Genomic DNA, 13756 nt, shown 5'->3' on the forward strand with positions numbered 1-13756 from the left:
GACTCGCGCGGGCATGCGAGGGCCCTCATCCGACCCCGCTTCGCGGGGCCACCTTCTCCCGCAAGCGGGAGAAGGAATCTCGCCCGACGATTTGGCTACTGCTTACGCAGCGCCGATCTGGTCGGCCTTGTCGATCAGCGCCTGGGCCATGCGGATGCTGGCGATGTCGATCAGGCGGCCGTCGAGGGACACCGCGCCGCGACCTTCCTTCGCCGCCTGCTCCATCGCCTCGAGAATGCGGCGGGCCTTCTTCACTTCCGCCTCGGAGGGGGTGAAGACCTGATTGGCCAGATCGATCTGCGAGGGATGGATCGCCCACTTGCCCTCGAAGCCGAGAACCGCGGCGCGCTTGGCGGCGGCGATATAGCCATCGGGATCGCCGAAGTCGCCGAACGGACCGTCGATCGGACGCAGGCCATAGGCGCGCGCGGCGACGAGGAAGCGCGTCTGCGCCGCATGCCACTGGTCGGCCCAGAAATACTGGCGATTGCCCTCGGCGTCCTTGTCCGAGAGAACGCCGTAATCCGGGTTCACGCCGCCGATGACGGTGGTGCGGGCGCGGGTGGAGGCGGCGTAATCGGCGACGCCGAAGGAGAGCGCCTCATTGCGCTTCGAAGCCTGAGCGATCGCCTCGACATTGGCCATGCCGAGCGCGGTCTCGATCAGCAGCTCGAAGCCGATGCGCTTGGTGCGCTTCTTGTAGCTCTCGATCTGCGTGACCAGCATGTCGATGGCGTAGACGTCCTGCGGAACGCCGACCTTCGGAATGAGGATCACGTCGAGACGCGGGCAGGCCTCGACGACGTCGACGACGTCGCGATAGCAGAAATGCGTGTCGAGGCCATTGATGCGCAGCGTCATCGTCTTATTGCCCCAATCGATCTCATTGAGGCCCTGGATGATGTTCTTGCGCGCCTGCTCCTTGTCGTCCGGCGCCACGGCGTCCTCGAGGTCGAGGAAGACCTGGTCGGACTTGGAGGTCGCGGCCTTCTCGAACATGCCGGGGGCGGAGCCCGGAACGGCCAGCTCGGAGCGATGGAGACGCGGCGTCGCCTGCTCGATCAAAGTGAAACTCATGATGACTCCCTTTCCCTGTGTAAGAGCTTATCCGGTGGCGCCGAGGCCGGCGGCGATGCAGCTGATCGACAGCAGCAGAGCCGACTTGTATTCCTCCTTCAGCGCTTCCTCTTCGGTGGTGCGGAACAGGCGCAGCAATTCCACCTGCTCGCGGTTGACCTCGTTGATGGTGGCGAGGCGATGCGCGAGCCGCGCCTGATAGTCGGTGAAGCGCGCGCCGATCTCGCCGCCGCCGGTGATGCGCAGCACGCTCTCGCAAGTGAGGTGATATTCGGCCTCGATCGCCGAAAAGATCTTCTTGCGCACGGCTTCGTCGGCGACAAGCGAAGCGTATTGGCGCGCTATGCCGAGATCGACCATCGCCAGCGTCTTCTCCACCTCGTCGAGAATGAGGCGGAAGAGGCGCGAATCCTCGAACATGCGATGCAGCAGCTGCAGGCCGCGCTCGCCGCGCACCTCGATGAAGCTGGTGAGGCCGGAGCCGACGCCATACCAGCCGGTGATGGCGTGGCGATTCTGCGCCCAGGCGAAGACCCAAGGAATGGCGCGCAGATCGGCGAGGCTGCGCGCGCCGAAGCGCCGCGCCGGCCGCGAGCCGATATTGAGCAGCGAGATTTCCTCGAGCGGGCTCGCCGCCTGGAAATAGGCCACGAGATCGGGATCGGCGATGAACTTGCCATAGGCCGCGAGCGAGGCGCCGGAGAGCGCCTCCAGCGCATCGTCGAATTCCGCGCGCGGAACCAGCGCGTCCTCGCGCTCGGACTTCAGCGCATGAGCGAAGACGCTGCTCGCCAGCAGCTCGAGCTGATAGGAGGCGGTGCCGCGATTGGCGTATTTGAAGGAGACGACCTCGCCCTGCTCCGTCACGCGGAAGCGGCCGCGAATGGAGCCCGCCGGCTGCGCGGCGATGGCGTGTCCCGTCGGCGCGCCGCCACGGCTGACCGAGCCGCCGCGGCCGTGGAAGAAGGCGATGGCGACGCCCAGCTCCTCGCCGAGGCGGGTGAGCTTGAATTGCGCTTTCGCGAGCTCCCAGTTGGACGACATGAAGCCGCCGTCCTTGTTGGAGTCGGAATAGCCGATCATCACCTCTTGCACATTGCCCTGCCAGCGCGTGCTGCGGCGCACGACCGGCACGCGCAGCAGCTCGCGCATGATGATGGGCGCGGCGCGCAGATCGGGGATCGTCTCGAACAGAGGCACGATGGGCAATGTGCACAGCTCGAGGCCGGCGTCGTCGAGATAGAGCCCGCCATGCTTGGCCAGCACATAGGCGCCGAGGACATCGGCGACCGAATGCGTCATGGAGAGGATGAAGCTGCCGAAGGCTTCGCGATCCAGCCGCGAGCGCATGTCCGCCACCAGCGCGAACATGTCGAGCGTGTCCTGCGATTCTGGCGCGAGGCCGGTGAACGGAACGCCATTGCGCGGCTGCGCCAGCTCGGCGATGAGCCAGGCCTGCCACTCGGGCGAATCGACCTCCGGCGCGTCCTTGCCGGTCTTGATGCGATGAATGTCGCGCAGCGCATTATTCGTGCGCGTCGTGTTCTCGCGCAGATCGAGACGCACGGTGCTGAAGCGGAAAATCTCCACCGCGCGCCGCACCGGCCGCACCAGATCATTGGCGAGCGAGGGGCTGCGGCTCTCGGTCAGCGCCTGCTCGAGAATGCGCAGATCGCGGATCAGCTCGTCGGCGTTGCCGTAGCGCGCCTTGCCGCGGCCTTCGCCCTTGGTGGCGAGGATCGTCTCGTCGAGCTTGCGCAGCACGCAGGTGAGATATTGCCGGAAGGCCTCGCCGTGATTGCGCGTCTTGATTCTGTCGGCGTCCTCGACCTGCGCCAGCTCCGCCTCGAGCGCGGCGCGGAACTCGGCCGGGATCGTCACCGAGCCTTCGCTGATCGATAATACGCGGGCGAGATCGAGAATGCGCTGGCGATAATAATCGAGGCTGGCGAGCGCGTTGACGATCATCGTCTCGCGCGTCACGGCGTTGGTGACGAAAGGATTGCCGTCGCGGTCGCCGCCAATCCAGGAGCCGAATTGGAAGAACGGCGTGATGTCGAAGCGCTCATTGGGATAATGAGCGGCGAGCGCGCTCTCGAAGGAGGCGAGCATCTCCGGCGCGAGATCGAAGAGATTCTCGGCGAAGAAATGCAGGCCCCAGGCGACCTCGTGCTCGACGGTCGGCTTCTCGAGATGCAATTCGCCGGTGAGCCACAAGAGCTCGATCTGATCGCCGACCGCGCCGATGCGGCTGGCGCGCTCGCGATCGGTCCAGCGCGAGGATTCGAGATCCTTCAGCAGCAGATAGATCTTGCGATTCTTCTCGAGGACGGTGACGCGCTTGGCCTCGGTCGGATGGGCGGTAATGACCGGGCGAATGCGCAGCGATTTCAGCTGCGCGCGAATCTCGTCGGCGGAGACGCCGGCCTTGGCCGCATCCGCCAGAACATGCGCGAAGGAGCCGAGCAATTCGTCGCGGCCCTTGGCGCGCTCTATGGTGCGGCGCCGGCGCATCGCCGAGGCCTGCTCGGCGATGGAGAGCAGCTGAAACCATATGCCCTGCGCCTGCAGCGCGCGCGCCATAAGCGCCGGCGGCAGGCCGGAGGAAGAGCCGAAGCCGCTCAGAACCGGGGCGATCTCCGGCTGGTGGCGCTTCACCACGCCCACGAGCTGATCGAGCAGAAAGGCCGCCGCCTCTTTGACCGATCGCGTCGCCAGCGCCGAAGGGGCGGCGGACGAGGTCGATTCGGACAAGACCTTCTGGTCGGCGGTCATGCAGTCTCCCTGGCTATGGTGAGGCGGATGGGCGCCTCCCCCCGCGACGCGGGGAGAGGCGAGTGTCGTGTCACGCGCGCTTCAGCACGGCGGCGACGGCGGAGCCGAACTCGGCCGGGCTCGGCGCCACGGCGAGGCCGTAGGACTTCATGATCTCGGTCTTCTCCGCGGCGCTGTCGCCGGTCGCCGAGATGATGGCGCCCGCATGGCCCATGCGGCGGCCCTTGGGCGCGGTGAGGCCGGCGACGAAGCCGACCACCGGCTTGGAGAAGTTCTCCTTGATCCAGGCCGCGGCCTCGGCCTCCTGCGGACCGCCGATCTCGCCGATGATGAGCACGGCTTCGGTCTCCGGGTCCTGATCGAACAGCACGAGATGATCGAGGAAGGACGAGCCATTGATCGGATCGCCGCCGATGCCCACCGAGGTCGAGATGCCGAGCCCGAGCTCCTTCAGCTGCGAGGCCGCCTCATAGCCGAGCGTGCCGGAGCGCGAGATGAGGCCGACATTTCCCTGCTTGTAGATGTGGCCGGGCATGATGCCGAGCATGGCCTTGCCGGGGCTGATGATGCCGGCGCAATTCGGCCCGACCATGGTCGGACGCTTCTCGCGCGGATAGCGCAGGAAATAGCGCTTCACGCGCATCATGTCCTGCGCCGGAATGCCGTCGGTGATGGAGCAGATGAGGCGAATGCCCGCGTCCGCGGCCTCCATGATCGCGTCGGCCGCATAGGGCGGCGCCACGAAGGTGATGCTGGTCGTCGCGCCGGTCTGCTTCACCGCCTCGCGCACCGTGTCGAAGATCGGCACGCCATGCACGGTCTTGCCGCCCTTGCCCGGAGTGACGCCGGCCACGACATTGGTGCCGTAGTCGATCATCTCCTTGGCGTGGAAGCTGCCCTTGTCGCCGGTGATGCCCTGGACGAGGATGGGCGTTTTTTCGTCGATGAGAATGCTCATTGTTTCCTCCCGGCCTCGCCGCTCACTTCACGGAGCGCCAAGCGGCGACGGCCTTTTGGGCGGCGTCAGCCAGCGAATCGGCGGTGATGACATTGATGCCGCTCTCGTCGAGCAGCTTGCGGCCGGCCTCGACATTGGTGCCGGCGAGACGCACGACCAGCGGCGCCGTGATGTTGGTCGCCTTCACCGCGTCGATGACGCCCTGCGCGACCCAATCGCAGCGATTGATGCCGGCGAAGATGTTGACGAGCACCACCTTCACATTGGCGTCGGAGAGCACGAGACGGAACGCCGTCGCGACGCGCTCGGCCGAGGCGCCGCCGCCGACATCGAGGAAGTTGGCCGGATTGCCGCCGGCGTGCTTGATCATGTCCATCGTCGCCATCGCGAGGCCCGCGCCATTGACGATGCAGCCGATCTCGCCGTCGAGGCCGATGTAGTTGAGCGAATGCTCGAGCGCCTGCGCCTCGCGCGGGTCGGACTGCGAGGGATCGTTCATGTCGACGATGTTGCGGCGACGGAAGAGAGCGTTGTCGTCGAAGGACATTTTCGCGTCGAGCGCGAGAACCTTGTCGTCCTTGGTGACGACCAGCGGATTGATCTCCAGCATGGTCGCGTCATTGTCACGGAAGGCGCGATAGGCGCCGAGGATCGACTGAACCGCGCGCGACACCTGCTTGAGATTGAGGCCGAGCTGAAAGGCCAGCTCGCGCGCCTGGAAGGGCAGCAGGCCGACGGCCGGCTCGACGATGACCTGGAGAATGGCGTCGGGATCGGTCTTGGCGATCTCCTCGATCTCCATGCCGCCATGCTTGGAGGCGATGACGCGCACGCGCTCGAGCTTGCGGTCGAGAACGAAGCCGAGATAGAGCTCGCGCTCATAGGGGTCGGCGAGCTCGACATAGACGCGCTGCACCGGCTTGCCTTCCGGCCCCGTCTGCTTGGTGACGAGACGCTTGCCGAGCAATTCGCGCGCGGCCTGCTGAACCTCGTGATAGGTGCGGCACAGCTTGATGCCGCCCGCCTTGCCGCGCGCGCCGGCGTGAATCTGCGCCTTCACCACCCAATGCGAGCCGCCGAGCTCGGTGGCGGCGTAAACGGCCTGGTCGGGGCTGAAAGCGACGGTGCCGGGAGGCACCGCGACGCCGCAGCTCGCCAATAATTCCTTGGCTTGATACTCATGGACGTCCATGTTTCCTCTCCCCTTGCAGTTTTTGTCGCCGCCGCGAGCGGCGAAATTTTACGAGCCGAAACTCACGAGCCGATCTTGCCTCTCACGACCTTGTAGACGGCTTCGGTCTTCTCGGCGGCCGCGGCCAGCAGGGCCTCGACCTCGGCGATCTGCTTCTCGGCGAATTCGCGATCCTTGATCGCCTTCGCATTGATGTAGACGTTGAGCGCGGCGCTCCGCAATCCGGCATTGGCCGCGAGAACGGCGACGCCGGCGTCGCTGATAACGTTGAGATTGCCCTTGTCGGCGGCGGCCTCGGACAGGACGATCACCTCGAAGCAGGCCTTCACGGCGCGCAGCGGCGCGAGCGTGGCGTCCTTCAGCGCGGCCTGAATGGCGGCCGAGCGCGCCGCTTTCTCCTCATCGGTGGCGCGCGGCAGGCCGTATGCGCCCATCACAGAATTGAAGGCGACGACATCTTCGTCGATCGCGGCGGTCAGCTCGGCGCGGACGCGCTCCGCCTCGGCCCGCGCGGCTTTGAGGTCTTCCTCGACGGCTTCGTAATTCTTCTTGCCGATGGTGAGATTGGCGACCATCGACACCAGCGCCGCGCCGATCGCGCCCATCACCGCGGCGGCGCCGCCGCCGCCCGGAGTCGGGCGCTCGCTGGCGAGATCGTCGAGGAATTTGCCGATCGTTTCGTCCTTGGTCATTCTCGTCGATCCTCGGGTCAGGCGTTGGCCTTGGCTTGCGCGTAGATTTCCTCGGCGTCGAGCACCTTGTCGGACGCCTCGAACAGCTGGCCGATGCAGGCGCGATGCAGCTTCAGCTTCAAGCCGCCGACGCCGAGCGCGCCGATGACGATCTTGCCGTGACGCTCCTTGGCCTTGTCGGTCGCTTCGACGCCGCCGATGCCGAGCGGCGGCTGCGCATTGACGTCGGCGAGCAGCTCGATCGTCGGATCGTTCTGCCAGTCCTTCTCCTCCAGCAGCTGCACGCCGATGGCGCCGGCCGCGAAGACGATATTGGTTCCCTTCACCGCCGCGGCGCGGGCGGCGTTATCAACGGCCTCGATCGCCGTGGGCGTGAAGCCGAAACGCTCCTGCAGCGCGGCGGCCGCAGCGTCGGCCCGCGACTTCTGGCGCGAGGTGATGGCGACCTCGGCGCCCTCCGAATGCAGGAAGGCCGCGGCGCGCAGGCCCACCGGGCCGGTGCCGGCGAGCACGATGGCCTTTTTGCCGGCGAGCGGCTTGGCCTTGGCGAGCAGCGCCACGCCGGCGGCGGCCGTCGTGTTGGAGCCGTTGGAGTCGAGCATCACGGAGACGCGGAAATTGGAGAAGAAGCGCTTGCGCACCGCTTTGAACAGCGTCTCGCCCGCGACCATATCGCCGCCGCCGACGAAGAGCGCGGTGAACTGCTTCTCCTTCGGGCCGCGCGTGTAGATCGCGCCATCGACCAGCGCGCCGACATTGGCGGGCGTCACATTGGCGTAGCCGATGACATGATCCGCGCCGCCGTCATAAGCGACGACCGTGTCGAACACGCTGGGGACCGGATCGGTGTCGAGAAGGAAGAGGAGCTTCTGAGTCATAGCAGTTCCCGTGAAAGGCCGCCCGTCATGGCCGGGCTCGTCCCGGCCATCCACGCCGCGAGATCACGCGCGGCGCCGGAGGCGTTCTGATGCGTTTCGACTTTCATCTCGTCCGCTCCGCCGCCTCTCGGCGTGGAAGGCCGGGACGCGCCCGGCCTTGACGCGCGGGTCGGGCGCGAGACGTTCTGCAACTGCGCTTACGCCGTCACCAGATTGCGCGGCGCGCCGGCGACGAAAGCGTCGACATTGTCGATCAGCTGATCGGCCAGCACCTGCATCGCCTCCTTGGAGGCCCAGGCGACATGCGGCGTGACGATGAGATTGGGAATCGTCGGATCGAGCAGAATATTGCCCTGCTTGGGCGGCTCGACGGTCAGCACGTCGAAGCCGGCGCCGGCGATGACGCCATTGCGCAGCGCATCGGCGAGCGCCTGCTCGTCGACGATGCCGCCGCGCGCGGTGTTGATGATGATCGACGTCTTCTTCATCGAGGCGAGCTCTTTCGCGCCGATGAGATTCTTCGTCTGCGGCGTCAGCGGCAGATTGAGCGTCACGACATCGGCCTCGCGCAGAATCGTCGGAATGTCGACGATGCCGGGGCCGGGAACGACGTCATTGATGAGCAGCTTCATGCCCAGCGCCTCGGCGCGCGTCGCGATCGACTTGCCGAGCGCGCCATAGCCGATGATGCCGAGCGTCGAGCCGGCGATGTCGTAGATCGGATAGTCGAAATAGCAGAACTGGTTCGACTCCTGCCAACGGCCGCGGCGCACCGAATCCACATAGTTCACGAGATTGCGGCGCAGAGCGAAGATCAGCGCGATCACATGCTCGGGAAGCGTGTTGTAGGCGTAATTGCGGATGTTGGAGACGGTGATTCCATTGGCCGTCGTAAAGGCCTTGTCGATCACGTCGGTGCCGGTGGCGGCGACGGCTATCAGCTTGAGATCGGGAAGCTGCTTCAGCGCTTCCTCGCGCAGCGGCACCTTATTGGTGATGGCGATGGTCGCGCCCTTCAGGCGCTCGACCACATCGGCCGGAGAGGTCTGCGCATATTCCGTATAATCATGCGGGAAATTCGGCTTGCGCAAATCGGCGTCGAGCGTCTCGCGATCGAGAAAGACGATTTTGTGCGACATGTTTTCTGCTTCCCCCGAAGTCGCTCGGCCGTTTCGGCTCGACATTTTGCGACGTAATTCGTCGCGTCTCGTTTTGAAGTAGCGGCCTCGCCCGCAATGGGGCGAGGCCGCGAATCATCAGGCCTGGAGGATCGGATTGGCGCGATAGACGGCCTGGGCCGCCGCGACGCCGCTGCCGGCCGTGACCGGAATGCCGACATCGAGCATCGCCATTTCCGCGCCCGCGATGGCGCCGAGCAGCATCAGCTCGTTGAGGTCGCCGAGATGGCCGATGCGGAACACCTTGCCCGCGACCTTGTTGAGGCCGGCGCCGAGCGCGAGATTGTAGCGCTTATAGGCGATCTCGATGACCTTGGCGGCGTCGAAGCCTTCCGGCACCACGATGGCGGTCACCGTGTCGGAGTTCCACTTGGCTTCCTTGGCGCAGGGCTTGAGGCCCCAGGCCGCGACCGCGGCGCGCACGCCCTCGGCGAGATGGTGATGACGCGCATAGACCTGATCGAGGCCTTCCTCGAACAGGACATTGAGCGACTCGCGCAGGCCGTAGAGCAGCGGCAGCGCCGGCGTGTAGGGGAAGTAGCCGGTGGCGTTCGCCTTCACATGATCCTGGAAGTCGAAATAGGCGCGATGCAGCTTGGCGGTCTCGCCGGCCTTCAGCGCCTTCTGGCTGACGCTGAGGAGGGCGAGACCCGCCGGCAGCATGAAGCCCTTCTGCGAGCCGGAGACGGCGACGTCGACGCCCCACTCGTCCTGCTTGAAGTCGAGCGAGCCGACCGAGGACACGCCGTCGACGAACAGCAGCGCCGGATGCTTGGCGTTGTCGATCGCCTTGCGCACCGCGCCGATGTCCGAGGTCACGCCCGTGGCGGTCTCGTTATGCGTGGCGAAGACGGCCTTGATCTCGTGATTCTTGTCGGCCTTCAGCGTCTCTTCGATGCGGTCGGGATTGTTGCCGACGCCCCACTCCTCGTCCTGCTCGATCACATCGAGGCCGATGCGCTTGGCGAGGTCGATCCAAAGATGGGTGAACTGGCCGAAGCGCTGCGCGATGACCTTGTCGCCGGGCGACAGAGTGTTGGTGATCGCCGCTTCCCAGCCGCCGGTGCCCGAAGCCGGGAAGATGAAGGCCTGGCCGGTCTCGGTCTTGAAGACCTTCTTGAGCTGGGTGAACAGCGGCAGCGTCAGCTCGGGGAACTTCGGCGAACGATGGTCCTCGGAGACGACGTTCATCGCGCGCAGAATACGATCGGGAATATTGGTCGGGCCAGGAACGAACAGAAAATTGCGGCCCGGAATTCTGGAATTCGACATGTCTTGGGCTCCCTTCGAGCTCATCGGTTCGAGTTTGTTGTCGTTGGACGCTGGCGACGAGGCCCGGCGTCCGTTGCTTCTTCCCGCGGCGGCCGCGCTCAGAGCTGGCTCCGATCGCCCGAGCGAGAATGCTCGGGCGAGGAGCGCTCTAGAACAGGCCGGCGATCCGCCCGTCCGCGCCGACCTCGATATTATTGGCGGCGGGAACCTTGGGCAGGCCCGGCATGGTCATGATGTCGCCGCAGACGACGACGACGAATTCCGCGCCCGCCGACAGCCGCAGCTCGCGCACCGGAATCACATGACCCGAGGGCGCGCCCTTGGCGTTGGCGTCGGTCGAGAAGCTGTATTGCGTCTTGGCGATGCAGACCGGCAGATGGCCGAAGCCTTCTTTCTCCAGCTCCGCGAAGCGCGTCTTCACCGACGGATCGAGCGAGATGTCCGAAGCGCCATAGAGCTCGCGGGCGATGGTCCGCACCTTCTCGACGAGCGGCAGATCGTCGGCGTAGAGCGGCTTGAACTGCGACGGCTTGGCCTCGATCGTCGAGACGACCTTATGGGCGAGCTCCGCCGCGCCGGGACCGCCGGAGCCCCAATGATCGGCGAGCACGCAATCGACGCCCTCGGCCTCGGACAGCTTCTGCAGCAGCTCGATCTCCGCCTGCGTGTCGGTGCTGAAGCGGTTGACGGAGACGATCACCGGCACGCCGAACTTCTGCACATTGGCGATGTGGCGCTTCAGATTGGCGAAGCCCTTCTCCAGCGCCGCGACATTCTCGACCTTCAGATCGTCCTTGGCGACGCCGCCATGCATCTTCAGCGCGCGAATTGTCGCGACGATGACAGTGACGTCCGGCTTGATGCCCGCCTTGCGGCATTTGATGTCGAAGAACTTCTCCGCGCCGAGATCGGCGCCGAAGCCGGCTTCCGTCACCACATAATCGGCGAGCTTCAGCGCCGCCTTGGTGGCGATGACCGAATTGCAGCCGTGGGCGATATTGGCGAAAGGCCCGCCATGGATGAAGGCCGGGTTGTTCTCGAGCGTCTGCACCAGATTGGGGGCGATGGCGTCCTTCAGCAGCGCGGCCATGGAGCCCTGCGCCTTCAGCTCGGAGGCGCGAATGTTCTTCTTGTCGCGCGTCTGCGCGACGATGATGTCGCCGAGCCGGCGCTGAAGATCCTCGAGGCTGGTGGCGAGGCAGAAGATCGCCATCACCTCGGAGGCGACGGTGATGTCGAAGCCGTCCTCGCGCGGGAAGCCATTGGCCACGCCGCCGAGCGACGAGACGATCGAACGCAGCGAGCGGTCGTTCATATCCACGGCGCGGCGCCAGGAGATGCGGCGCGGATCGACGCCGAGCGAATTGCCCCAATAGACATGATTGTCGATGAGCGCGGAGAGGAGATTATTGGCCGCGCCGATGGCGTGGAAGTCGCCGGTGAAATGGAGGTTGATGTCCTCCATAGGCACGACTTGTGCATATCCGCCGCCGGCGGCGCCGCCCTTCACGCCGAAGCAGGGGCCGAGGCTCGGCTCGCGAAGGCACATGATGGCCTTCTTGCCGATGTGATTGAGCGCGTCGCCCAGGCCGACCGTGGTGGTCGTCTTGCCCTCGCCGGCGGGCGTCGGCGTGATGGCGGTGACGAGGATCAGCTTGCCGTCCGGGCGGTCCTGCAGGGAATTGAGATAATCGAGGGAGATTTTCGCCTTGTAATGTCCGTAAGGCAACACATGTTCGGCGGGGATGCCGAGCTTCTCACGCGCGACGTCGACGATCGGACGCATGGACGCCGCTTGAGAGATCTCGATATCGGATTTGGGAGAAAGATGCTGGTTGCCTTTCCCGCTGGCCGGGATGGACGTATCGGACATTACAATTTCTCTCCCCTCGCAGAAAGCGTTTCGTCCGCCCTCGAAGATTTATCCGGGCCGAATGACCATGCCTCGCGCAGTGGAAATCCCTGCGCGCGCCGCCAACGGCCGTCGGGCCAAGACCGGGAAACCCGGTCTTCGCCGTCATTGTTCCGCGAAACTAGAACCTTCCGATAGTTTCATCAAGAACCACGGCTGGCGGACATTCGGCCCTGCGACATCGTCTCCTGCCTGCAAGACGCCGATCGATATCCGCGGCCCCGTGGCTATGGAGAGATCGAAATTCCTCGTCAAGCGAAATTATCAGGCGATATCGCCCGGAGTTTCCGCAGAAAACGCGCGATTGCGGCGCTCTCCTCTTCGTTCGGAGACGCGCCCGGGGCGCTTCGCATATTCGAATAGCCGGGACCGATCGCCCACCCATTGCCTATCCGATCGGAGCGGATGATATCGATCTTCACGACGCGCATGACGCCGGCGTCTCTTCATTCATACGGTTAAAAAGCAAGGACTCGAGCGTGAAATCGGGCGGATCGCGCCGGCGGCCCCGATCGAAAGGAGCGTGGGAGCCTGCATTGGAGCGTCGCCACGGCCCACCCGTACCCCTTCGAGCGGGGGAGGGGAGGGTCGCAAGACGAATGGGATAGCGCCTACCCGCCCGTCACTCGGGAAAAAAAGTCAGGGCGAGGCCATTGATGCAATAGCGCAGGCCCGTGGGCGGCGGGCCGTCGGGAAAGACATGGCCGAGATGCGAGCCGCAGCGGCTGCAATGCACCTCGGTGCGGGTCATGCCGTGGGAGTGATCGACGGAGGTGGCGATGGCGCCGTCGAGCGGATCGAAGAAGCTGGGCCAGCCCGAACCGCTCGAGAATTTCTGCCGCGTGGCGAAGAGCGGCTGATCGCAGCCGGCGCAGGAGAACACGCCAGGGCGCTTCTCATGCTCGAGCGCGCAACTGCCCGGCGGCTCCGTGCCATGGCGGCGCATGATGACATATTGATCGGGAGTGAGGCGCGCGCGCCACTCCTCCTCGGTGCGGGTGACGGGGAATTGATCTCCGCTGGTCATGGCGTCCTCCTCGAGAGCGTTCGGTTCGCCGCCGGCGACGTGACGAAGCTTATCGGGACCGCGCGTCACGGAGAAGATCGTTTCCGCGCCAGTGGGGCGATTCCATGCGGAAAAGCGCGGCGCCCCGCGTGGACGCCCCGCCTTCTACGCGCGTGGCTCGATCTATGATGTTTCCGCGCGCGGCGAGACAGACGCGCCCACCGCGGCGTCTATCCCGCTTCGGCTTTCGGCGGCGAGCATCGCCTCGATAGCGCCATGCGCGCGGCCTTCGATCGCGCGAGCGGCGCGTCTTCAGTAGAAGGGCGAGTAGATCGCCTTGCTGGCCTCGGCGACGACGTCGCCATTGTAGAGCCGCACCGTCAGCGAGCCGCCGAGCTGCTGCGCCGCCTCGGCGAGATAGCCGGTGGCGTAGGCCTTGGCGTTCTCGAGCGAGTCGAACTCGTAGAAGCCGCCGATTGTGTTGGTGTTGATCCCGCTGAGCCAAGTCTTGCTCTTTATGCCGGGATTTTTCTTCATCGCGACATCGATCTCTTTCCAGGGGATTTGCTCGAAAGGAATCGACACCTGAATTTCCGCGTAGAGAAATATCTTCTCGCCCATGCCGGCCTCCGGGAGCCTCTCGCGCTCACGCGCATTTGACGTCAATTAAAAACATAATCCCACTAGTCTAACAATGCTAATTTTCGTCACAGCGGCAGCATAGCAATATGACAGTTTTGTTTTATTTGTGACAATTGGCCTGCCCAATTTTTATCTCTTGATCTTTTCGATACGATTTATCAGCCTTTGCGCGAC

Annotated in this window: 11 protein-coding genes; all 11 read right to left on the minus strand. The window is 65.0% G+C overall.

Going from position 1 to position 13756, the window contains the following annotated elements:
• Nucleotides 1-102 precede the first annotated feature (102 nt).
• The 11 genes from ACT53T_RS00675 to ACT53T_RS00725 all read right to left on the minus strand — a co-directional run bounded on the left by ACT53T_RS00675 (nucleotide 103) and on the right by ACT53T_RS00725 (nucleotide 13561).
• Nucleotides 103-1077, minus strand: coding sequence for an HpcH/HpaI aldolase/citrate lyase family protein (locus tag ACT53T_RS00675; protein ID WP_161912197.1), 975 nt, complete (start codon nucleotides 1075-1077; stop codon nucleotides 103-105).
• A 27-nt stretch (nucleotides 1078-1104) separates the two neighbouring features.
• Nucleotides 1105-3852: a phosphoenolpyruvate carboxylase gene (locus tag ACT53T_RS00680; RefSeq protein WP_476159476.1), complete on the minus strand. Its 2748-nt coding sequence runs from the start codon at nucleotides 3850-3852 to the stop codon at nucleotides 1105-1107.
• 70 nt (nucleotides 3853-3922) lie between these two features.
• On the minus strand, nucleotides 3923-4810 hold the full coding sequence (gene sucD, locus ACT53T_RS00685; RefSeq protein WP_018267462.1) for a succinate--CoA ligase subunit alpha: 888 nt from the start codon (nucleotides 4808-4810) through the stop codon (nucleotides 3923-3925).
• 22 nt (nucleotides 4811-4832) lie between these two features.
• On the minus strand, nucleotides 4833-6002 hold the full coding sequence (locus ACT53T_RS00690; RefSeq protein WP_018267461.1) for a malate--CoA ligase subunit beta: 1170 nt from the start codon (nucleotides 6000-6002) through the stop codon (nucleotides 4833-4835).
• A 62-nt stretch (nucleotides 6003-6064) separates the two neighbouring features.
• Nucleotides 6065-6694 (minus strand): methenyltetrahydrofolate cyclohydrolase, encoded by a 630-nt coding sequence (gene fchA / locus ACT53T_RS00695; protein ID WP_400765292.1) that lies wholly within the window; start codon nucleotides 6692-6694, stop codon nucleotides 6065-6067.
• Nucleotides 6695-6711: 17 nt separating this feature from the next.
• Nucleotides 6712-7572: an NADP-dependent methylenetetrahydromethanopterin/methylenetetrahydrofolate dehydrogenase gene (locus ACT53T_RS00700; RefSeq protein WP_018267459.1), complete on the minus strand. Its 861-nt coding sequence runs from the start codon at nucleotides 7570-7572 to the stop codon at nucleotides 6712-6714.
• A 197-nt stretch (nucleotides 7573-7769) separates the two neighbouring features.
• Nucleotides 7770-8711, minus strand: a complete 942-nt coding sequence (locus ACT53T_RS00705; RefSeq protein ID WP_476159478.1) for a D-2-hydroxyacid dehydrogenase — start codon at nucleotides 8709-8711, stop codon at nucleotides 7770-7772.
• A gap of 117 nt (nucleotides 8712-8828) precedes the next feature.
• Nucleotides 8829-10022 (minus strand): aminotransferase class V-fold PLP-dependent enzyme, encoded by a 1194-nt coding sequence (locus tag ACT53T_RS00710; RefSeq protein WP_036293367.1) that lies wholly within the window; start codon nucleotides 10020-10022, stop codon nucleotides 8829-8831.
• A gap of 148 nt (nucleotides 10023-10170) precedes the next feature.
• Nucleotides 10171-11895 (minus strand): formate--tetrahydrofolate ligase, encoded by a 1725-nt coding sequence (locus ACT53T_RS00715; protein WP_018267456.1) that lies wholly within the window; start codon nucleotides 11893-11895, stop codon nucleotides 10171-10173.
• Between the two features lie 661 nt (nucleotides 11896-12556).
• Nucleotides 12557-12961, minus strand: coding sequence for a peptide-methionine (R)-S-oxide reductase MsrB (gene msrB, locus ACT53T_RS00720; protein ID WP_026191584.1), 405 nt, complete (start codon nucleotides 12959-12961; stop codon nucleotides 12557-12559).
• A gap of 291 nt (nucleotides 12962-13252) precedes the next feature.
• Nucleotides 13253-13561, minus strand: a complete 309-nt coding sequence (locus tag ACT53T_RS00725) for a YdhR family protein (protein ID WP_018267453.1) — start codon at nucleotides 13559-13561, stop codon at nucleotides 13253-13255.
• Between the last annotated feature and the right edge of the window lie 195 nt (nucleotides 13562-13756).

The sequence above is a fragment of the Methylosinus sp. DMC45 genome (genome assembly GCF_056313885.1).

What these genes read in the sequence shown, in the direction of transcription:
- ACT53T_RS00675 (WP_161912197.1), bottom strand. Translation starts at nt 1,077, where the DNA reads ATGAGTTTCACTTTGATCGAGCAGGCGACGCCGCGTCTCCATCGCTCC.
- ACT53T_RS00680 (WP_476159476.1), bottom strand. Translation starts at nt 3,852, where the DNA reads ATGACCGCCGACCAGAAGGTCTTGTCCGAATCGACCTCGTCCGCCGCC.
- sucD (WP_018267462.1), bottom strand. Translation starts at nt 4,810, where the DNA reads ATGAGCATTCTCATCGACGAAAAAACGCCCATCCTCGTCCAGGGCATC.
- ACT53T_RS00690 (WP_018267461.1), bottom strand. Translation starts at nt 6,002, where the DNA reads ATGGACGTCCATGAGTATCAAGCCAAGGAATTATTGGCGAGCTGCGGC.
- fchA (WP_400765292.1), bottom strand. Translation starts at nt 6,694, where the DNA reads ATGACCAAGGACGAAACGATCGGCAAATTCCTCGACGATCTCGCCAGC.
- ACT53T_RS00700 (WP_018267459.1), bottom strand. Translation starts at nt 7,572, where the DNA reads ATGACTCAGAAGCTCCTCTTCCTTCTCGACACCGATCCGGTCCCCAGC.
- ACT53T_RS00705 (WP_476159478.1), bottom strand. Translation starts at nt 8,711, where the DNA reads ATGTCGCACAAAATCGTCTTTCTCGATCGCGAGACGCTCGACGCCGAT.
- ACT53T_RS00710 (WP_036293367.1), bottom strand. Translation starts at nt 10,022, where the DNA reads ATGTCGAATTCCAGAATTCCGGGCCGCAATTTTCTGTTCGTTCCTGGC.
- ACT53T_RS00715 (WP_018267456.1), bottom strand. Translation starts at nt 11,895, where the DNA reads ATGTCCGATACGTCCATCCCGGCCAGCGGGAAAGGCAACCAGCATCTT.
- msrB (WP_026191584.1), bottom strand. Translation starts at nt 12,961, where the DNA reads ATGACCAGCGGAGATCAATTCCCCGTCACCCGCACCGAGGAGGAGTGG.
- ACT53T_RS00725 (WP_018267453.1), bottom strand. Translation starts at nt 13,561, where the DNA reads ATGGGCGAGAAGATATTTCTCTACGCGGAAATTCAGGTGTCGATTCCT.